The organism is Bacteroidales bacterium, assembly GCA_035647615.1.
In the GTDB taxonomy this organism is placed as follows: Bacteria; Bacteroidota; Bacteroidia; order Bacteroidales; family 4484-276; genus SABY01.
Window position 1 is genome coordinate 1 of the sequence record DASRND010000003.1, and the last position, 20,431, is coordinate 20,431.

Genomic DNA, 20,431 nt, shown 5'->3' on the forward strand with positions numbered 1-20,431 from the left:
TGATACCGGCACACCTGACACCTTGGGATTGTTGCTGCCCGCCGGCGACCTTTTGATGAACCACCGCATCTGGGACGGCAACCACAACGGCACCGCCATCATCGACATGGGCGCCTATGAGTTTGATGCCGCTCCGCTGGGCTTTGTATCTCCTGAAATTTCGGGCAGGAAAGTCACTGCACTTCAGGTTTTCCCAAATCCTGCTAAAGAAAATTTTGTGGTAGCTTTTGATTTAGAAAATGCACAGCAGGTTTCGCTTCAAATCTTTTCGATCACCGGTGTTTTGGTGCACCAAGTACCGGCAACCATTTATGAAAGAGGAACGCAACAGATAGCAATAGATATTTCACACCTGCGACCGGGTATTTATCTGCTACGGCTTATGCCGGATGGAAGATTTGCAAGGCAGACAAGACTGGTGGTTCGGTAGAACCCTTGCAGGGTTTAGATAACCGCCTCGCTGTTCGATGCTTTTCTTATCCCTGCGACCGCGCCCACGAATCGCGCAGCGGCACCGTGCGGTTGAAGATGAGATTGCCGGGTGTGGAAAGTTTATCCACACAAAAATATCCGAGCCGCTGAAACTGGAATTTCTCACCAGGCTTTGCCTCTTTCAGTCCGGGTTCTACTTTACAACCTTCAAGAATCTGCAGTGAGTCGGGATTGATATTTTTCTTGTAATCTTCGCCTTCGGGCACATTTTCGGGATCTTCGCTCAGGAAGAGCCTGTCGAACATGCGCACATGTACATCGATGGCGTGGGGCGCCGAAACCCAATGCAGCGTACCTTTTACTTTGCGCTGGCTACCGGCACCGCCACTTTTGGTATCGGGATCATAGGCGCATATCACTTCAGTGACATTTCCCTTATCATCTGTTTTGTATTCTTCGCAGCGAATGATGTAGGCACCTTTGAGACGCACTTCGAGGCCGGGTGCCAGACGGAAGAATTTTTTGGGCGGATCGACCATAAAATCTTCACGCTCGATAAACAAAGTTCCTGAGAAAGGCACTTCGCGTGTACCGCCCTCCGGGTCTTCAGGATTATTTTCGAGAGTGACCATTTCGTGCTCCTGCGGGTAGTTAACGATAACAACCTTCAGTGGGTTGAGCACGGCCATCACGCGCGGGCTGTGGCGGTTGAGGTCTTCGCGGATGCTGTGTTCGAGCAGCGCCACATCTATCACGTTGTCGCGTTTGGCTACGCCCACTTTTTCGGCAAACATTCGCAGCGACTCCGGCGTGTAACCCCGACGCCGCAATCCGGAGATAGTGGGCATGCGTGGATCGTCCCATCCTTCTACAAATTTTTCGTTGACCAGCTCCAGCAGCTTGCGTTTGCTCATCACGGTATAGGTCATGTTGAGGCGTGCAAATTCGATTTGTTGCGGGCGGTATTCGTCCGTTTGTATCTGATCGACAAACCAGTTGTAAAGCGGCCGATGCACCTCAAATTCGAGCGTACAGATGCTGTGGGTGATTCCCTCGAGATAATCTGACTCGCCGTGTGCCCAGTCGTACATCGGATAGATGCACCATTGGTCGCCGGTACGGTGATGGTGTGCATGCAGGATACGATACATCACCGGATCGCGCATGTGCATATTGGGCGAGCTCATGTCTACTTTAGCACGCAGCACTTTTTCGCCGTCGCGGAACTCGCCGGCTTTCATGCGGCGAAACAGATCCAGATTTTCTTCAGCGCTGCGGGTACGGAAAGGACTTTCTATGCCGGGTTGGGTCGGCGTACCACGCTGTTGCGCAATGATGGTTGCCGGCTGGTCGTCGATGTAAGCCTTTCCATCGGTGATAATTTTCTCTGCCCATTCGTAAAGCTGATCGAAATAATCGCTGGCAAAGAAAAGCCGGTCTTCCCAATCGGCACCAAGCCAACTTACATCCTCAAGGATAGAATCGACATATTCCTGTTCTTCTTTGGTGGGATTGGTATCGTCGAAACGCAAATTGAATTTCCCGTTGTATTTTTTAGCCAGGCCGTAGTTTAGCAAAATCGATTTGGCATGGCCAATATGAAGATAACCATTGGGTTCCGGCGGAAACCGCGTGTGCACCCGGTTGTTGTTTTTTCCTTGTTTCAGGTCTTCGTTGATGATGGCTTCGATAAAATTCACCGATCCGCCCTGACGCGATTCCATATTCTTCGGATCGATTTCTGGATTTCTACTTTCAGTCATAAAACTCTGTTATTTATAAATGAGCATTTTAAAATCATACTACAAAAAAGCAAAATTAGCCTAAAATGGCGGTGTCAAATTGTTTTTTTATTAAAAATCAGATTATTGAGATTAAAAAAGTGATCGCAATTCCTTGAAATAAATCAGTTTTTCTCAAACATAATCAGGTTGATGCCCAGCGCCATGCTGAAGATATTGCGAAACTGCACCTCCTTGCTTTTTAGCAGATAGGTCATGTAAAGGTCGTTGGTGGTGGTTTCGGCGTAGAAGTCGATGGCTTTGATAAAGGTGTAATCTTTAAGCTGCTTTCTTACTTTGACGCCCAGGTTCAGATGAAACCTTAAGGCATTGGGGGCGTAATATCCGTCGGGAAAGGTTTTGGGCAATCTTACAAAAGTGTTTCCCGCACCCGAAAACTGGCGGCTGATGGTGATTCCCATCTGTGGTGCCAGCATCCAGCCTTTTTTCAGATCGAAAGTCGTCGGCACCACAATTCCTTTTACAAAAATGTTGTGAATACGCTTGTTGGCTTTTTGCTTGGTTGTGTAGCCATAGCCCGCCACCAGCTGCAGGGTGTGTTTGTGGTTAAGATAATATCCTGCCCCGGCGATGTAGGCGCCATAATTGCCGGCATATTGCAGGTTGATGTAATTGGGCGTCAAAGCCCGCTTGAAGCGAATGATGGTATCCTGCGCCGCAGCCGGAGCCATAATGAGCATCATGATCAAAACCAAAAAAATAGGGAAATGTAGCTTTTTTGTCATGGCTCAGAGTTTTTTGGTTTCGAGAATGAGTGTGTCGGGCGTAACGGTGAGCGTACACCAGGTATCTTTGCCCGGCGATCCGATGACCAGGTATGGGATGCTGTCGCCGAAATAATTACCAAAATAATGGTCGTGGTGATGCCCGTGAATCGACATGGAAACCTTGGCAGAGTCCATCAACATGCGATAAGCGTTAGTGTTGAGCGGTGTAAACTGGTCGGACCACGGCGGGATATGCGCAATCACAAACACATGATCGTATTGAACGTTGCTAAACAGCTCCTCTTTAAGCCAAAAATAATCAGGTTCGGCATTGTTGAGCTCCCAAATAATATTGTTGAAAAAGATGAATTTGCAATTTTTAAAAACAAAACTGTAGTTCTCCGGCCCGAACATATCGTTATAGATAAGCCTTCCATTGGCCAGACAGTCGTGATTGCCAATAACGGTAAAGTAAGGCATCTTCAGGTCGTGCATTAGCTTGTGAAAAATGTTGTACTCGGCTATCATGCCGCCATCTGTCAAATCGCCGCCATGAAGCACCAGGTCGATATCCTGGTCACTTTCTATTTGTTCTACAACCTCCGCGAGGCCGTTGTAATAAGTATGGCTATCGGCAATCAGTCCTATTTTAAAAGTGTCTTCAGCCGCTATCTGTTGCTCAATCAGGCGCAGCTTCTCAAGGTTTTTGCTGTGGGTATTGAGCCGTTCGTGGCGCACGTTCGACGAATAGGGCGTGTATTCAAACAGCCGCTCGCAGGCTGTCGTTGCCAGCAGAAGCGTAAGAGCGGTTATCAACAGTATCATGATTTTTTTCATCTTAAAAAACTTAGATTTGTAAAAATTATTCAATGGAATTTGCCGCGGGGATCGATCGCTTGTCACGGCTAATTTCATGGTGTCAAAAATAGAAATGTCTAAAGTTTTTACAAATATACCACCATCTCCGAAAAGTCATTTCTGATTTTTTGTTTCCCCAGTCCCACTTCTTTTGCAGGATAGCCCAATGGCGTAAAAGCAAAAATGATCTCTTCAGATTTGAACAAGCCTGATTGTTTGAGCTTTTCAGGGTCGAAATTAGAAATCCAGCAGGTGCCGATACCTTCTGCTGTGGCAGCCAGAATCATGTGATCCATGGCGATGGTAAGATCAGTCTCGAGCGAGTTGTAGCCGTCGGCTTTGCGCGTCCAGGCTGCGGTGCGCTGCCCTGCCGCCAGCAGTATGTGTGGCGCATCGTACAACCACACGCCGCTGTAACATTGGTGCATCAGCTTTAGGTTTTCGGGCTCGGAAATCAGGTAAAATTTCCACGGTTGCCGGTTGCATGCCGAAGGAGCCAGATGACCCGCTTCGAGAATGCGGTACAGCTTTTCAGTTTCTACCGGACGCGTATCATAGCTGCGGATGCTTTCGCGCTGCCGGATGAGTTGTTGGAAGTTCATATTCATAATCGTTATTTTCGGTAAAAATAATAAAAGCCTACTTTTGCGCTGAATATAAAAAAATTGAAACTATGAAAATTGATTTGCGCAGCGATACCGTAACACGCCCCTCCGAATCCATGCGTGAGGCCATGTTTGCCGCACCGGTTGGCGACGATGTTTTTGGGGAAGACCCCTCGGTGAAAGAACTCGAAGAATATGCATCTCAACTTTTTGAAATGGAAGCGGCTCTATTTTGTCCGTCGGGCACCATGACCAATCAGCTTGCAATAAAAGTACATACGCAGCCCGGCGACGAGGTGATCTGTGATCATACTGCGCATATCTACATCCACGAAGGCGGCGGCATTGCTTTCCATTCGGGCTGCTCAGTGCGCCTGTTGCCCGGCAATCGCGGTCAATTTACAGCGCAGGATGTTATCGATAACATCAATAGCATCGACGTACATCATCCTGTAACGAGACTCGTTTCGATCGAAAACACCTGCAACAAAGGGGGAGGAAGTATCTGGGATTTTGATGAGATCATCCGCATCCGCCGGGTATGTACCGAAAATGATTTGAAAATGCACCTCGACGGCGCACGAATTTTCAACGCCTTGGCAGCCACCGGCGACGATCCCGCTCAATTTGGCCGGGCATTCGATTCCATCTCGGTTTGTCTGTCGAAAGGGCTGGGCGCTCCCGTTGGCTCCTTGCTAATGGGCGACAGCGATTTCATCCGGCAGGCACGTCGCTTCCGGCGTATGATGGGTGGCGGAATGCGCCAGGCCGGCTATCTTGCCGCAGCTGGCAGTTATGCCCTGAAAAATAACATCAACCGCCTCAAGGACGACCATAACAGAGCGACGACTTTGGGCGCAGTTGTGCAAGAACTTCCATTCATTGAGGAGGTACTGCCGGTAGAAACCAACATTGTGCTTTTCCGTCTTAACGAAGCTATGCCGGCAGAAATGTTTATCAAAATGCTGGCAGAAAAAGAGCTGCTGGTAGTACCTTTCGGCAAACAGTACATCCGCATGGTCACTCATCTCGACTTCAACGACGACCATCTGGAGGAAGCTTGCTCGCTGCTGCGAAAAACAAAAGGTAGATAGTAGAAAGTATCTTTTTGAATATTGAAAACTGCGGAACCGCATCCTTTATGCCATAGGCTTTACAGCAACTGTTTCCTACCATAAATCTATGTCTATAAATCTGAGGTACAACAAATAGAAGCTTATCTTGCGATTCTCCATCTCAAATTTAATTTTATTGTTCCTACTACGAATCTAAAAACCAGTAAAAGAAGTTATTACGCACTATTCTATTCATTAAGATAGGGTTATAAAAGCACTCATATCATGTTAAAAACCTTTAAGATGATTCAGGTTATAAAAATGATAATATCTTTGCCGCCCAATTTTAAAAGCAACACTAGATGAAACAATGGATCATTTTATTGATTGCCTTGACAACCATACTGATACCTCACTCGTGTGACATTGACTCAACTTCTTCTGACACTGACGCCCTTGCTGCTATACAGGATAAGTCGCTGAGCGACATACTGCAAAGAGGCAAACTCATAGCCACCACCAATTATAATTCGTCCAATTATTTTATCTACCGTGGCGAACCGGCGGGCTATGAATACGAGATGCTCGAGGCTTACGCCCAACATCTTGGCGTGGATCTGGAGCTGATTGTTAATGATAGCTACGAAGAAGCACTTGCCGACCTTGAGCGTGGCAAGGTAGATTTGATTGCCATGGGAATAAAAGTTATTGGTGAACGCACTCGGCAGGTCGACTTCAGCAAACCTTTGCTGCAAACCCGCCAGGTTCTGGTGCAACGACTGCCCGCCAACTGGCGGCAGATGCGCACCACTGCCGAAGTGCAGCAGCATCTTATCCGCAACCCGCTCGATCTGGCCGGCAAAATGGTGTACGTACCACGCCATTCGGCTTACAGCCTGCGTCTGCACAACCTGCAGGAAGAAATGGGCGACAGTATTATGATCGTGGAGTTTCCGCAGTCGGATGAAAAACTAATAGAGATGGTAGCCCGCGGTGAGATAGATTACACCGTGTGCGATGAACATGTGGCCATCGTAAACAAGAAATATTTCCCCGATATCGACGTGGAAACAGCACTTAGCTTTCCACAAAATGTGGCCTGGGCAATGAAAAAGCAAGACAATGCCCTACAGCAAAATCTCAACGAATGGCTCGGGACTTTCACCGACAGCCGCATAGCACAGCATATTTATAACAAATATTTTGTTAATCCCCGCTCAATGCAATTCGCACACAAATATCACTCGGTGCGCAGCGGACGTATCTCCAAATGGGACGACATCCTCAGGCAGAAAAGCAACGAGCTGGGATGGGACTGGCGATTGGTAGCTTCGCTGGTGTTTCAGGAATCGCGGTTTCAGACAGATGCCACTTCATGGATGGGCGCGCAGGGACTGATGCAGCTCATGCCCGGCACCGCCCAAATTTATGGCGTCGACAGCCTCTCGTCACCTGTCGAAAATATTATCGCCGGCATAAAGTATCTGAAAATGCTCGATAATAGGTTTAAAGATATTGTGCAAGACCCCGACGAGCGTATCAAATTTGTACTCGCCGCATACAATGCCGGTATTGCCCACGTCTTCGACGCCCGTCGCCTGGCCGAAAAGTATGGCCGCGACCCAAACGTGTGGGCCAACAATGTGGACTATTTTCTGCTCAACAAATCCAACCCTAAATATTACAACGATGACGTTGTCTTTTACGGCTATTGCCGTGGCGAAGAATCCTTCAATTATGTCAACGACATCCTGCAGCGATTCGAGCATTATCGCAATGTTATTCCGGGGTAGTCAGAAAGCAGTCGGCAATCATCACACTTACTTGTGACCAAGCATCTTGCGCGGATCCACCCATTCATCAAATTCCTTGTCCGTTACCAATCCTGATTCGAGGGCTGCTTCGCGCAAAGTTTTGTTTTCGTTGTGGGCTATCTTGGCAATCTTAGCGGCATTTTCATAGCCAATGTGCGTATTGAGCGCCGTGACGAGCATGAGCGAATTTTCCAAATTTTTATTGATGTCAACAAGATTGGGCTCTATGCCCACGGCACAGTTGTCGGTGAACGACACACAGGCGTCACCCAGCAATCGCGCCGACTGCAGCAGATTGGCTACCATCACGGGTTTAAACACATTGAGTTGAAACTGTCCGTGGGTGCCGGCCACAGCAATGGTCATGTCGTTGCCAATTACCTGTGCGCACACCATAGTGAGCGCTTCGCTTTGGGTGGGATTGACTTTTCCGGGCATGATGGATGATCCGGGTTCGTTGGCCGGAAGGATAAGCTCACTGATCCCGCAGCGCGGACCCGAAGCCAACAACCGGATGTTGTTGCCGATGTGCATCAGGCTCACCGAAAGGGTTTTTAAGGCGCCGGAGGTTTCTACCATTGCATCGTGAGCCGAAAGCGCTTCAAATTTGTTGGGCGCGGTCACAAAAGGGAATCCGCTGATTTCAACAATTTTCTTTGCAACCAGCTCAGCATAACCTTTGGGCGTATTCAGTCCGGTGCCTACGGCAGTGCCACCCAGCGCCAATTCGGCAAGATGCGGCAATGTAGCTTCAAGTGAGCGAATGCCATGATTGAGTTGTGAAACATATCCCGAAAACTCGTTGCCCAGCGTCAGCGGCGTAGCATCCATCAGGTGGGTGCGGCCGGTTTTTACAACATCTTCAAAATCCTTTGCTTTGGCGGCAAGTGTATCACGCAATTTTTTTATCCCCGGAAGGGTAACGGTGACGATGGCAGTGTAGGCCGCAATGCTCATGGCCGTGGGGAAAGTATCGTTTGACGACTGCGATTTGTTGACGTCGTCGTTTGGATGGATAAACTTTTGTTTGTCGTCGAGGGTGCCGCCATGCATCACGTGTGCGCGGTTGGCCACCACTTCGTTTACGTTCATATTGGATTGGGTGCCGGAGCCGGTTTGCCATATCACCAGCGGGAAATTGTCGTCGAGTTGGCCATTGATGATTTCGTCGCAGGCGCGGCCGATGAGCTTTTGTTTTTCTTCAGGCAAAACGCCCAGCTCATAGTTGGCCATAGCGGCGGCCTTTTTCAGGATGCCAAAGGCTGTGATGATTTCTTTGGGCATAGAGCCGGGCTGCCCGATTTTAAAGTTTTCTTTAGATCGCTGTGTCTGCGCGCCCCAGTATTTGTCGGCAGGAACTTCTACCGTTCCCATAGTGTCGTGTTCGGTTCTTGTTTTCATCTGAACTATTTTTATTTGTCTAAAATAATCAATTTCTGGTCTTCTCTAATTTTTCTGTCTTCCATTTTTATACCCATAGCCTGCGCTATTTTTTTGGGCACATCTGTATTGTCGTAAACCCCGCTAAAAGATTCCGCGCCAGCGCCAATAGCATACACCGGTACCGGCAATCCTGTATGCGACCACGTGGTCCATCCCAGACCGGCTTTGTTGTTGAGGATACGCGTGGCGGTAGCTGCCAAGGCATTCTCATAGCTATAGCGTAACCGCATCTCATCTTCGTCTTCAAATTTCAACTGTTTGGTGGTTACCAGATAGGCATCCTGCAAAAGTTTGTTTTCACGATCTGTCAACAGAATACCATCCACAGTTCCAAGTTTATAATATTTGTACACCAGCGCCATAGCGGTATCGGGGTGGTTGTGTCCTTCGATGGCAAATGTGGAATCTGCTATTTTGGCAAAACGATCCATAGATACTTTTTGTGCTGTGAGCATCTGCAGATAGCTTTCGTAATGTGTGAGGGCGTACCCGAGGGCGAGACCACCAGTTTCGTGGTCGGCGGTTACGATGATGAGTGTTTCGTCAGGATGCTTCTGATAAAATTTCAATGCCGGTTCGATGGCATGTGCCAGCGCCTCTATATTGTAGGCCATAGCCACGGCGTCGTTGGAATGGCAAGCCCAGTCGATCTTGCCTTCTTCGCACATGATAAAAAAGCCTCTTTCGTTGTCGAGCATCTGAATAGCTTTTTCGACATATGCTGACAACGGTATGTCGTCAGCAGTTTGATCCATAGCATAGGGCATGGCTCCCGAAGATTCGAGACGCGGCGCTACTGCCAGCGCTTTGCCTACGGCCGGTGATAATGTGTCGAATTGTTCGCGGGTACGGGTGATGGTGTAGCCGGCTTTTTGCGCAAGCTCCCAGGAGCTAGGACTTTTCTTACCGCCGCCATCGGGTTTGGCAAATCCGCCGCCGCCAAAGAAGTCGAAGTTGCTGGCGGCCAGGTCTTGTGATATTTCATAATAATCGTTGCGGTCGGGACGATGGGCATAAAACACTGCCGGTGTGGCATGGTCGATGCTCACGCTGCTGATAATTCCCACCTTTTTGCCGCGCGCTTTTGCGTAATAGGCTATCGAGTTGAGCGGCTCAGTGTTGTCGCCATTCATGCCAATACGATTGATATTGGTTTTGTGTCCGGAAGCCAACGCTGTTCCTGCGGCAGCCGACCCGGTGACGAGGCGGTTGGCAGCGTGTGTGGTGATAAGCCCCGTTACAGGAAACTCGCTGAAGTTGAGATGTTCAAAGCCGTCCTTGTTGTGTCGGGCAGCCAGCATAGCTTCAGTTGCAGCTACCTGCGCCAGACCCATGCCGTCGCCGATAAAATAAAAAACATACTTTGCCCGCTGTGCCTCCGCTTGATTTGTCCGCTGCGCCTCCGCCTGAAATGACAACAGAAAAAGAAGGACAATCAGAAATAAATGCTTTTGAATGATACTGAAAAGTTTCATAGTCTAAATAGGATTTTACGTGAGTTGATGTTAATAGTAATTTGTAATGATCATACACATTATGGCAAAAATAGCCAGTTTTTGGATTCCTGCGTAAAATGGCTCTACTTTATCATTTTCAAAACAAGCTATTTTTGCTCATCGTTTGTTGTTCCCTTCGGCAAGCTGGCTTCGACAAGCTCAGCCACCGCAACCGACACAGGGCAGACTGTTGTTTTTTGTTGTTGAATAAAGGAATGTGATAAATGAAGAATCCAGGTTTATTTTTAATCATCAAAAATGTGATCTTAAAAGGTAAATACAACGACATAAGTAACTGCTGAAACCAACGTTCATTACAATGAAACAAAGATTTTAAACTATGACAACACCACACGATACAATAGAGATCATGGCGCCGGTAGGTTCGTACGAATCGCTGATGGCTGCCATTCAGGGAGGCGCTGACTCGGTCTATTTTGGCGTGGGCAAACTCAACATGCGCTCACGCTCTTCCAAAAACTTTACGCTCGACGACCTGGCCAGGATTTCCGAAATATGCCGCAAGCACGGCAAACGATCGTACATCACGCTTAACACCATTATTTACGACGACGAAATCGATGAAATGCAAACAATAGTGGATGCTGCCAAAGCAAACGGCATCAGCGCCATCATTGCTTCTGATATGGCTGTGATCGACTATGCCCGCTCCCAGCAGGTGGAGGTACACATGTCAACCCAAACCAACATCACCAATTTGAGGGCAGTGCGCTTCTATGCGCAGTTTGCCGATGTAATGGTGACGGCGCGTGAGCTTTCGCTGGAGCAAGTCGGCGCCATCACCCGCGCCATCAAAGAACAAAACATCACCGGGCCATCCGGCAATTTGGTGCAGATTGAAGTATTTGCCCACGGCGCTTTGTGCATGGCCGTTTCGGGCAAATGCTACCTGAGCCTCGACAATATGAATTCCTCGGCCAACCGGGGCGCCTGCCTGCAGGTGTGCCGCCGTGGCTACAAAGTTACTGACCTCGACAATGAAATAGAGCTGGCCATCGACAACGAATATATCATGTCGCCCAAAGACCTGAAGACGGTGGATTTTCTGGATAAGATACTGGCCGCCGGCGTGCGGGTTCTCAAAATCGAAGGGCGTGGCCGCCAGGGCGATTACGTGAAAGTGGTGAGCCGTGTATATCGCGAAGCTGCCGATGCCGTGCTGCAAGGCCATTACACCGCCGAAAATATCGAACGCTGGAACCGCGAGTTGGCCACGGTTTACAACCGCGGTTTCTGGGATGGCTATTATCTGGGACGCAAAACCGGCGAATGGACCGAGAGCTATGGCTCGATGGCCACACGCCGCAAAGAATACGTGGGAAAAGTTACCAATTATTTTTCTAAAATCGGTGTGGCCGAAATAAAGATGGAGACGAAGCAGCTTGCCATGGGCGACGATATTCAAATCACCGGACCTACCACCGGCGTTTACGAAGGCACCGTTGGCGAAATACGTGTGGACGAAAAGCCTGTGGAGATTACCGTGAAAGGCGACATGGCTTCGATCCCCGTAAAAGAAACTGTGCGACGCATGGACAAAGTTTTCAGGATGTTTGATGATAACCCCGAAAGTGCCGACCAATGAACGCACACTATTCAGACGGTTTAACTTCAAATCCTAAAACACAGAAAACAAGGTTTGATGTTTGCGTCCCCCCGCATCAAGAGGGCCACGATATCTATTTCACCCAGCTTACCTACGACAGCATAGCCGGAGAGTACGACCCCTACCCCGATATTATGATAGGCCGCTGCAGCGTGGATGATACCGAGCAGGTGCAAAATGTGGTGCGTAAAATATTGGATTCAATAATTTTAATCTTAACATAAAAACTCAATTATTATGAAAAAAACAATTTTATTAATCGTATTCTTTCACTTTACAATTGGTTCAATTGCGCAAACCATTACAAGAGGACCAGACATAGGTGAAATTTACTTTTTTGGTTTTACCGTAACACAAGGAGATGACGGAATCTATCATTCAACTGATTTTGGTAATAGCGCATCTTGCATGGACAGTATTTCACAATTATCAAATAATATAGTGTCTATTACTGCTGACAAAGCTGTTGGTGGTCTATATTTTGTTACAATGGGTGAAGCATTGTACTACTCCGACAGTTATGGTCAATATGGGAGTTGGGAATTTAAACATTCAGGTATCAATAAATACATAAATGCTGGTCGCATTGTTGGGGAAGTATATAAATCTTTTATTTCTCATAGTGAAAATTATGGTTCAAATTTCACTTCACATACTTGCAATGGGTATTTTGGCACATTAAAAGATGTTGATATTGACTTAAATAATGACATTGGGTATTGCATATCTAAAAAATATAATGTAAACGATACGTTATATTTTTTCAACTCATTTAACAATTTTGATGACATAGAAATGATCAAAAAATTTGATTTTCATGGTTTAGATTTTATTGACATCACGAGGGAAAATAATGAAGGCAATATTTTTTTGTGTAACCAAAATTCTAAGAAAATTCTATTTAGTTCAAATTACGGAGTTGATTGGAAATTAAAAAATCAGTTAACATGCCCTAATTTACCAATTATTGGAATAACAGGTGGACGCCAAAATGGTGAGCTTTATTTACACGTGGTTTATGCACAATTGATGGGGCAACGACGACATATCTACATTTATCACAGCTTAGATTATGGAGAAACATATACTGTTTATCATCCTGTCTCTATTGGCCCTGATCCAATTTTTGCGGATTTTATTGCTGAAGACACCTTGGTAGAACCAGGTGATACATTACAGTTCACAGATTTATCCAATGATGCTGAAACATGGGAATGGGATTTTGACAATGATGGCACAATTGATTCGTATGAGCAGAATCCTACACATATCTACCAGGATACAGGATATTATACTGTTAAACTTTCAATCACAGGAGAAGCGATTCAGGATTATGGGATCAGGTATGATTATATACATGTTGATAATATCACCAGTATTGAAATATTTCATAAACATGATACAGATTTTATAATCTTCCCGATTCCCGCAAAAGACGTGATAAATGTTAATTTATACTTTGAAGCAACCAAAATACAACTTCTCGATTTAACTGGAAGATTGGTAAAAAACTTTAACACAAATCCAATTATTAAAAATTCATTAATTGAGTTATCTGTTACTGACATTCCTTCAGGAGTTTATTTGCTGAAAGCTAAATCACCAGAAAATACGATTACAAAAAAGATATTGATAAACAAATAAAATGAAAATACCATGAAAACAATCGTAATTATCACAGCCTTAATGCTTGTAAGCATTTTCTCCTATTCACAAGAATGGGTTGAATTTTCTGCAAGCGAAAGCACCAGCCCACAACCCAACTAATTCCAAACCATTATTTTTTTATTAAAAACAGAATATGTTCAACCTCCACTGCCACTCCAACTATTGCGACGGAGCATCGCCATTGCGTGAATATACTGAGGCTGCCGTTTCCAAAGGATTTCATACGCTTGGATTCTCCAGCCATGCACCATTGTCTATCGAAAATAAATTTGCTTTGCGCGATGAGCAGGCATTGTTGCAATATGCCGCCGAGATAGCACAACTTCGCAAGGAATATCAGTCGCGGCTTAAAATTTACACAGCCCTCGAAATCGACTACATCCCGGGCATCAGCGATGATTTTGATCATTTGCGCAAGCTGGCCAACCTCGATTATGTGATTGGCGGCGTGCATTTGGTCAGGAATGCTGACCAGGAGCAGCTTTGGTTTATCGATGGACCGAAGCAGGAAATTTATGTGGAGGGATTTCAGCAGGTTTTTGGCGGCGACATCCAAAAAGCTGTCATAACGTATTGGCAGCAGATGCGCGATATGATTACCACCCAAAAGCCCGACATCGTGGCACATCTCGACAAGATAAAAATGCACAACCAAAACCGGTTTTTCTCAACTACCGACAAATGGTATGTGGAACAGGTAGAACAAACGCTGGAAGTGATTGCCGCCGCCGGCACCATCGTTGAGGTGAATACGCGCGGGCTTTACAAAGGCCGCAGCGACGAGCTTTTCCCCGGCGACGCCATCCTTGCACGGATGCTTGAACTGAATATCCCGGTCACCGTAAACTCCGACTCGCACCGCCCCGAAGAAATTGATGGGTTTTACCCAATGGCTTACGAAACGCTTAGGCGCATTAGCTTCCGGAAGGTGATGTGTTTTACAGATAAGGGATGGGAGGAAAGAGATTTCTGAAAAAAGAAGTTATCAGGTTATCGTAGAAAAACCTCATAAGCTTTCTGTTTCTATCAGGTTATAGAATTATTGGATGTTGTCTTATTGACATTTGGAATTTGCGAAAACCGCTCCGCTCTCCAGATCAAAAAAAACGCCTTTCAGATTTACTAAAACTAACGAAAGCTTACGGTTTTATTGCGCTCAAGCGCACCCGATCTTTTATTACAAAGGCATTGGGATACACGCTGAGGATTTGCTGAAGAAAACCTTCAGCGGCCAGGCGTGTGCGAAAATCACCCACCCGTACCTTGTAATAAGGCTCGCTGTAGGAAACATAAGCGGTGTCGTCAGGGTAAAGCATCTGGTAGGTGCGCGCTTCGGTTCGTGCGCGTTCCAGCGAATTGGTGCCGGCATCGAAATAAATTTGCACGCGATAGCCCATAGCTACGTCCTGCCGGCGCTCGTTGTAAACCTTGTGCATCTTTACGATCTCATCCACCCGCTGGTCGCGGATAACCTCAACGTTGCCTTGCGTTACAGGTGGCATCGGCAACACCCGATCGAGCGGCACTGCAGGTTCCGGAGCAATATTTTGTGCCGTTATGGCAACACTGGCTAAGATGGCCAGAGCAAGAAGAAAATATTTGGGTATTTGCATTATTTAAAAAATCTATTCAAACGAACTTTCGCTTTTTTTAGCATCATCCTCGTGCATGCTCAAAATAGGTATTGGCGAGTAGTTGACAATTTGCTGAGCACACGGACCCAAAAGCCCATTGTCGTCCTGCTCGGTCATAATCGAAATCAAATCAGCATTGATGCTTTGGGCATATTCGATGGTCGATTTGGTGACATCCGTCGAATGGATGTATTCGATATGATATGGAACGTTGACTTTGTCGAGGTATTTTCGCGCCTTGTCAAGAAAGTTTTCTATGCGTTGGTTCATCGTCTTCATGGTGGTGGCATAGATACCGACAAGATGTAGCTCCGACTGATAAAGCCGGGAGAAGTCTGCAGTAAAAGGAAGCTTTAGCAGGGTATTGTTGTAATGGTCGATCGGCGCGACGATTTTTTTAATCTCTGGTTTTAGTTCAAATTTGCTGCTAACAGTGATGACCGGACAGCAGGCATTGGTGATCACCCGGTTAGCGTTGCTGCCAATCCAAAACTGTTCGTAGCCCGACACGCCGTGCGAACCCATCACGATCAGGTCGGCGTGTTGTCGTTTTGCAATGGTTGCAATTTCCAGATAAATCTTGCCTTTGCGCAATTTGTATTCGAGCTTTCCCCCCGTTAGCAAAGGCTGGTACTGATCTACCAGATCATTAAAACGCTTCACAGCTTCTGTTCGGTAATCTTCGACAGAGATGGAATAAATGGATTCGGGAGAAGCTGTTTTGTCAACCCAAACCATCAGGATGTCGGATTGAGCTTTGTTGGCAATAGCAATCGCGTAGCGGAGCGCATGGATAGAACCGGTAGAGAAATCGACGGCAACAATGATTTTTTTCATGGCAATAGTTTTAAAAATGCCCGAAGGCAACAACATCAGAACTTTTAAATCGGGGCTAAATTAGATATTTTTTGGATGACCGATAGAAAGACAGAGAAGGCTGCAATGACTTCCCGCCACAACGTGAATTTCGCTTAATCCGTCAACAGCAATTCGACCATTCTTCTTTGAAGCCCAAGTTATTCAAGGTATGAGTTGTCATCTTACCACAATTTTCATCCCTTTGCTTGCCGCGATTTTGCTACTTTTGAAAAATTAAAACAGAATAAAACAATGGCGATAAATAAGAATCTGGATGCCGATACCGAACGTCTTTCCAACGGAGAAAAAGAGTTGGAAAGGGTGTTACGACCTTCTCACTTCGTAGGTTTTGCCGGACAGGGCCAGATAGTAGATAATCTCAAAATTTTTGTAGAGGCCGCCCGAAACCGAGGCGAGGCACTGGATCATACTCTGTTGCACGGCCCGCCGGGACTGGGCAAGACCACGCTCTCGCACATCATCGCCAACGAATTGGGTGTGGGTATAAAAATTACTTCCGGACCAGTAATAGACAAGCCCGGCGACCTGGCCGGCCTGCTTACCAACCTGGAGCCCAACGATGTGCTTTTCATCGACGAGATTCACCGCCTCAGCCCGGTGGTAGAGGAATATCTCTACTCGGCCATGGAAGATTACAGAATCGACATCATGATCGAAACCGGTCCCAACGCCCGCAGCGTGCAGATTACACTAAATCCTTTTACACTCATCGGTGCTACAACCCGCTCGGGATTGCTCACCGCTCCTTTGCGTTCGCGCTTTGGCATCAATTTACGCCTGGCTTATTACGATGCCGGAACGTTGTGTAAGATTATACTCCGGTCAGCCGGTATTTTGCATCTTGAGATCTCCGACGAAGCTGCCATGGAAATAGCCCGCCGCAGCCGCGGAACGCCACGTATCGCCAACCTGTTGCTCCGCCGCGTGCGCGACTTTGCCGAAATAAAAGGCGACGGAACCATCAACATCGATATTTCACAATATGCTCTTGCAGCACTAAATGTGGACAAACATGGTCTGGACGAAATGGACAACAAGATACTGCTGGCCATCATCGATAAGTTTGGTGGCGGACCCGTGGGCCTCACCACCATAGCCACGGCCGTGGGCGAAGACGCCGGCACCATCGAAGAAGTTTATGAGCCTTTTCTCATCATGGAGGGCTTCCTGATGCGCACCCCACGCGGCCGCGAAGCCACAGGCTTTGCCTACAAGCACCTGGGCAAAATCAAAAATCCGGATCAGGGAAAACTGTTTTAAAAAACAGGGCGCAAAGAGCGTGGCGTTAAACCTATTTTTGAATATCGAACCGTAGAATATCGAATTTTGAAGTAAAGAAGGCAGGGCGCAGGGCGCAGGGCGCAAAGAGCAGGGCGCAGGGTTTCTATTTTTGAATATCGAACCGCAGAATAAAGCCTGCCCTGAGCTTGTCGAAGGGAATATCGAATTTTGAAGTAAAGAAAGGAACAAGATCAAAAGAAGCTTTTAATCCTGCGCCGCCAAAAACCGCTCTGCTTCCAGTGCCGCCATGCATCCTGTTCCGGCAGCCGTAACAGCCTGCCGATAAACTTTGTCCTGCACGTCGCCGGCGGCAAAGATTCCCGGCACCCGTGTGGCGGTGCTGTCGGGCTTGGTGATGAGGTAGCCGGTTTCATCCATGTCGAGTTTGCCTTTAAACATGTCGCTGTTGGGCTTGTGGCCAATGGCAACAAAGAAACCGTCGATGTCGATGGTCTTTTGTGCGCCGGTTTTTACGTTTTCCACAATCACACCGGTAACGGATTTGGCAAAACCATCCTGTTTGCCGGTGATCTCTTTGGGTATGCTGTCCCACACCATCTCGACGTTTTCGGTTTTGAAAAGCCGGTTTTGCATAGCCTTGGAGGCGCGCAACTCATCGCGGCGGTGTATCAGGTACACTTTCTTGACGAGCTTGGCCAAATAGGTAGCTTCTTCCACAGCGGTATCGCCGCCGCCAACTACTGCCACCATTTTGCCGCGATAAAAATATCCGTCGCAGGTAGCGCAGGCCGAAACGCCATAGCCATTGTATTCTTTTTCGCTCGGCAGTCCTGTCCATTTAGCGGAAGCGCCCGTAGAAATAATTACGGTTTCGGCCAGCAGTTGCTTGCCTTCGTCGGTGGTTACTCTGAAAGGCCGCGCACTGGTGTCGATATCGGTGATCTCGCCCCAGCGCACTTCGGCACCGAAGCGCTCGGCTTGTTTTTTCATGTCTTCCATCATGGCCGGCCCCGTCACACCATTGGGAAAGCCAGGATAGTTTTCTACCTCGGTAGTGATGGTGAGCTGGCCGCCCGGCTGCATGCCCTGGTAAATGACAGGTTTAAGTTCGGCGCGGGCTGCATAAATGGCTGCTGTGTATCCGGCGGGGCCCGATCCTATGATCAGACATTGTACTTTTTCGATGTTTTCGCTCATTGCTTTTGTATTTCAGTTTTTTTGTTTTCCTTTTCAGAAAAAATTATTGAATGTTTTAATCACTTTTGTGAAAACTGCCTGCTGTGAAAATCATGCCATTATTAAATCGCATGAATATCACCATCGATTTCTGACAAGATTTCGTTTTCACAAAATTTATTGTCAGAAATGAGGTGTCAATGCGGCAGCAGGATAGTGATTATTCAAAAATAAAATGGCGGAAACTTTTCATAAACTGCACCCTCTCATAAGAAGCGGGATTGTTGCTTTTTGCCTGGCTGAGCTTGCCGCGGAAATCCTTGAGACTGCCGTAGCCTTCGTGATCCATCCAGCGCTTCAAGTCATCGAGCATCACGCCGATGTGATCGAGACCATGTTTGTAAAGTGTCGATACCGTTTGCACAGCATTGGCGCCGGCAAGTATTTGTTTTATCAGAGCTTCGCCGTCGTGGACGCCTGTGGAAGCAGCCAGGTCGCACTCCACGCGATTGGCCATCACAGCAATCCAGCGCAATGATATGGAAAGATCGGAAGGCTGGCTCAACACATTGGTAGAAACCACCTGATAGGTTTCGAGGTTGAAATCGGGACTATAAAAACGGTTGAACAACGTCAAACCACTGATGCCGGTTTTTGACAATTTCTGCAGAAGTTGCCCCAGGTTTGAAGCGTAATAACTCACTTTGAGCAGCAGGGGCATCTTTACCTCTTTTTTTACAGCTTCGATGATCTCGAAATAAAGCTTTTCGTTGTCAGCTGAGCTTCTGTTGAAGTCGGTGGGAAGGATGAAAAGGTTAAGCTCCAGAGCATCGGCGCCGGCAGCTTCAATTTCGCGGGCAAAGTATGTCCATTTTTGGGCACTCACACAGTTGATGCTTGCTATAACCGGGATGTCCACGGCAGCTTTGGCTTCTTTTATCAGCCGCAGGTATTTGCGCACGCTGTCTTCATCTTCGTCGTGATCCATGTAGTCCATCGTTTCGGGATAGATGAACTCGCGCGACGTCATCCGATGCATCGACTCCTCCATTTCGGCAATGATCTCTTCCTCGAACAACGATTTGAGAACTACCGCGCCGGCGCCGGCTTTTGCGATGTTTTTGATTTTATCGACACTGTCTGTCAATCCTGAACTACCTACTATTAATGGATTGCGTAGGGTTAAGCCTAAAAATTTTGTGGTTAAATCTGCCATAGTAATATTGTTTTAAATTCTTTTGTATTGATGTCGGAATGACTGATGTTTTGTGGCATTCCGGAAAAATGTGTTCAAAAATACTACTTTAATTCGAATTTCAGGTATTTGATGGTGGCGCCTCTGGCTCTGAACATCTCTTCGTAATAGGTACGGATGGCGGAAACTTCTTTGAGGCCGGCCTCTTTGTCAAGATCAAAAGTACAGGTAATCAATGGCAATTGCTGTTCGTGGATCACCTCCAGAGAATACTCAAAAAAAAAGTCGTTATCTGTTTTAAGATGAACGATAGCGCTGGGTTTGGCAATTTGGCGGTAGCGTTCCAAAAACTGTGGCGAGGTAAGACGCTTTTTTGTTTTGGGTTTGTTGGGCAACGGGTCAGGAAAAGTGATCCATAGCTCGTCAACTTCCCGTTCGCCGAAAATAAAGCTCAGATGCTCGGCGCTGCTCCGTACAAAAGCCACATTTTGCATCCCGGCTTCCAGCGAAGTTTTGGCGCCACGCCACAACCGGGCACCTTTTATATCGATACCAATAAAATTTCTTTCGGGATAACGTGCTGCCAGTCCGGTGGTAAATTCGCCTTTGCCGCAGCCCAACTCAAGCGTAATGGGGTTTTGGTTTTTAAAAAAAACTTCTGCCCAACGGCCTTTCATTTCATAACCATCGAAAAGCTGTTTGTAATTAGGCTGGAAAAAATGAGGGAAGGTGTCGTTCTCGGCGAAGCGCTGTAGTTTTCTCTTGGCCACAATAAAAATAAATCAGTTGGACAAAAAT

General features: G+C 47.0%; 19 protein-coding genes. 8 read left to right on the forward strand and 11 right to left on the reverse strand.

Annotated features, from left to right (window positions below; all coding sequences use genetic code 11):
- Positions 1-430, forward strand: a 430-nt coding sequence (locus VFC92_00675) for a T9SS type A sorting domain-containing protein (protein HZK06688.1), incomplete at its 5' end; no start/stop codon positions are given.
- Positions 431-476: 46 nt separating this feature from the next.
- On the opposite strand, the gene VFC92_00680 is transcribed toward VFC92_00675, so the two are convergent.
- The 4 genes from VFC92_00680 to VFC92_00695 all read right to left on the reverse strand — a co-directional run bounded on the left by VFC92_00680 (position 477) and on the right by VFC92_00695 (position 4,407).
- Entirely contained in the window at positions 477-2,195 is a 1,719-nt protein-coding gene (locus VFC92_00680) for a glutamine--tRNA ligase/YqeY domain fusion protein (protein ID HZK06689.1), read from the reverse strand.
- A gap of 143 nt (positions 2,196-2,338) precedes the next feature.
- Positions 2,339-2,959 (reverse strand): hypothetical protein, encoded by a 621-nt coding sequence (locus VFC92_00685; GenBank protein ID HZK06690.1) that lies wholly within the window; start codon positions 2,957-2,959, stop codon positions 2,339-2,341.
- A gap of 3 nt (positions 2,960-2,962) precedes the next feature.
- Complete coding sequence (locus VFC92_00690; GenBank protein HZK06691.1) at positions 2,963-3,778, reverse strand: metallophosphoesterase; 816 nt, start codon at positions 3,776-3,778, stop codon at positions 2,963-2,965.
- Positions 3,779-3,885: 107 nt separating this feature from the next.
- On the reverse strand, positions 3,886-4,407 hold the full coding sequence (locus VFC92_00695) for a nitroreductase family protein (protein ID HZK06692.1): 522 nt from the start codon (positions 4,405-4,407) through the stop codon (positions 3,886-3,888).
- 65 nt (positions 4,408-4,472) lie between these two features.
- On the opposite strand from VFC92_00695, the gene VFC92_00700 reads away from it, so the two are divergent.
- Positions 4,473-5,498, forward strand: a complete 1,026-nt coding sequence (locus VFC92_00700) for a GntG family PLP-dependent aldolase (GenBank protein HZK06693.1) — start codon at positions 4,473-4,475, stop codon at positions 5,496-5,498.
- A 323-nt stretch (positions 5,499-5,821) separates the two neighbouring features.
- Positions 5,822-7,252 carry a transporter substrate-binding domain-containing protein gene (locus tag VFC92_00705; GenBank protein ID HZK06694.1) on the forward strand — a complete coding sequence of 477 codons (1,431 nt, stop codon included), beginning with the start codon at positions 5,822-5,824 and terminating at the stop codon, positions 7,250-7,252.
- Between the two features lie 27 nt (positions 7,253-7,279).
- On the opposite strand, the gene fumC is transcribed toward VFC92_00705, so the two are convergent.
- Positions 7,280-8,674 (reverse strand): class II fumarate hydratase, encoded by a 1,395-nt coding sequence (fumC, locus tag VFC92_00710; protein ID HZK06695.1) that lies wholly within the window; start codon positions 8,672-8,674, stop codon positions 7,280-7,282.
- 11 nt (positions 8,675-8,685) lie between these two features.
- Complete coding sequence (locus VFC92_00715) at positions 8,686-10,191, reverse strand: alkaline phosphatase (GenBank protein HZK06696.1); 1,506 nt, start codon at positions 10,189-10,191, stop codon at positions 8,686-8,688.
- Between the two features lie 361 nt (positions 10,192-10,552).
- Here VFC92_00715 and VFC92_00720 point away from each other — a divergent pair, with 361 nt between their 5' ends.
- The 4 genes from VFC92_00720 to VFC92_00735 all read left to right on the forward strand — a co-directional run bounded on the left by VFC92_00720 (position 10,553) and on the right by VFC92_00735 (position 14,480).
- Positions 10,553-11,818 (forward strand): peptidase U32 family protein, encoded by a 1,266-nt coding sequence (locus tag VFC92_00720; GenBank protein HZK06697.1) that lies wholly within the window; start codon positions 10,553-10,555, stop codon positions 11,816-11,818.
- On the forward strand, positions 11,815-12,063 hold the full coding sequence (locus VFC92_00725) for a C25 family cysteine peptidase (GenBank protein ID HZK06698.1): 249 nt from the start codon (positions 11,815-11,817) through the stop codon (positions 12,061-12,063). Before VFC92_00720 ends, VFC92_00725 begins: the two co-directional genes overlap by 4 nt.
- A 13-nt stretch (positions 12,064-12,076) precedes the next feature.
- Positions 12,077-13,483 (forward strand): T9SS type A sorting domain-containing protein, encoded by a 1,407-nt coding sequence (locus VFC92_00730; protein HZK06699.1) that lies wholly within the window; start codon positions 12,077-12,079, stop codon positions 13,481-13,483.
- Positions 13,484-13,640: 157 nt separating this feature from the next.
- Positions 13,641-14,480 carry a histidinol-phosphatase gene (locus VFC92_00735; GenBank protein ID HZK06700.1) on the forward strand — a complete coding sequence of 280 codons (840 nt, stop codon included), beginning with the start codon at positions 13,641-13,643 and terminating at the stop codon, positions 14,478-14,480.
- Positions 14,481-14,646: 166 nt separating this feature from the next.
- Here VFC92_00735 and VFC92_00740 read toward each other — a convergent pair whose 3' ends face one another.
- Both VFC92_00740 and VFC92_00745 read right to left on the reverse strand, forming a co-directional pair.
- Positions 14,647-15,120, reverse strand: a complete 474-nt coding sequence (locus VFC92_00740; protein HZK06701.1) for an SPOR domain-containing protein — start codon at positions 15,118-15,120, stop codon at positions 14,647-14,649.
- A gap of 12 nt (positions 15,121-15,132) precedes the next feature.
- Entirely contained in the window at positions 15,133-15,978 is an 846-nt protein-coding gene (locus tag VFC92_00745) for a universal stress protein (protein ID HZK06702.1), read from the reverse strand.
- A 273-nt stretch (positions 15,979-16,251) separates the two neighbouring features.
- Between VFC92_00745 and ruvB the strand changes: the two genes are divergently transcribed.
- Positions 16,252-17,280 (forward strand): Holliday junction branch migration DNA helicase RuvB, encoded by a 1,029-nt coding sequence (gene ruvB / locus VFC92_00750; protein ID HZK06703.1) that lies wholly within the window; start codon positions 16,252-16,254, stop codon positions 17,278-17,280.
- Positions 17,281-17,505: 225 nt separating this feature from the next.
- On the opposite strand, the gene trxB is transcribed toward ruvB, so the two are convergent.
- From trxB to trmB, 3 genes are all read right to left on the reverse strand, one after another.
- Entirely contained in the window at positions 17,506-18,459 is a 954-nt protein-coding gene (gene trxB / locus VFC92_00755; protein ID HZK06704.1) for a thioredoxin-disulfide reductase, read from the reverse strand.
- 199 nt (positions 18,460-18,658) lie between these two features.
- Positions 18,659-19,654: a dihydroorotate dehydrogenase-like protein gene (locus tag VFC92_00760; protein HZK06705.1), complete on the reverse strand. Its 996-nt coding sequence runs from the start codon at positions 19,652-19,654 to the stop codon at positions 18,659-18,661.
- A gap of 83 nt (positions 19,655-19,737) precedes the next feature.
- Positions 19,738-20,403 (reverse strand): tRNA (guanosine(46)-N7)-methyltransferase TrmB, encoded by a 666-nt coding sequence (gene trmB, locus VFC92_00765; protein ID HZK06706.1) that lies wholly within the window; start codon positions 20,401-20,403, stop codon positions 19,738-19,740.
- Positions 20,404-20,431 lie beyond the last annotated feature (28 nt).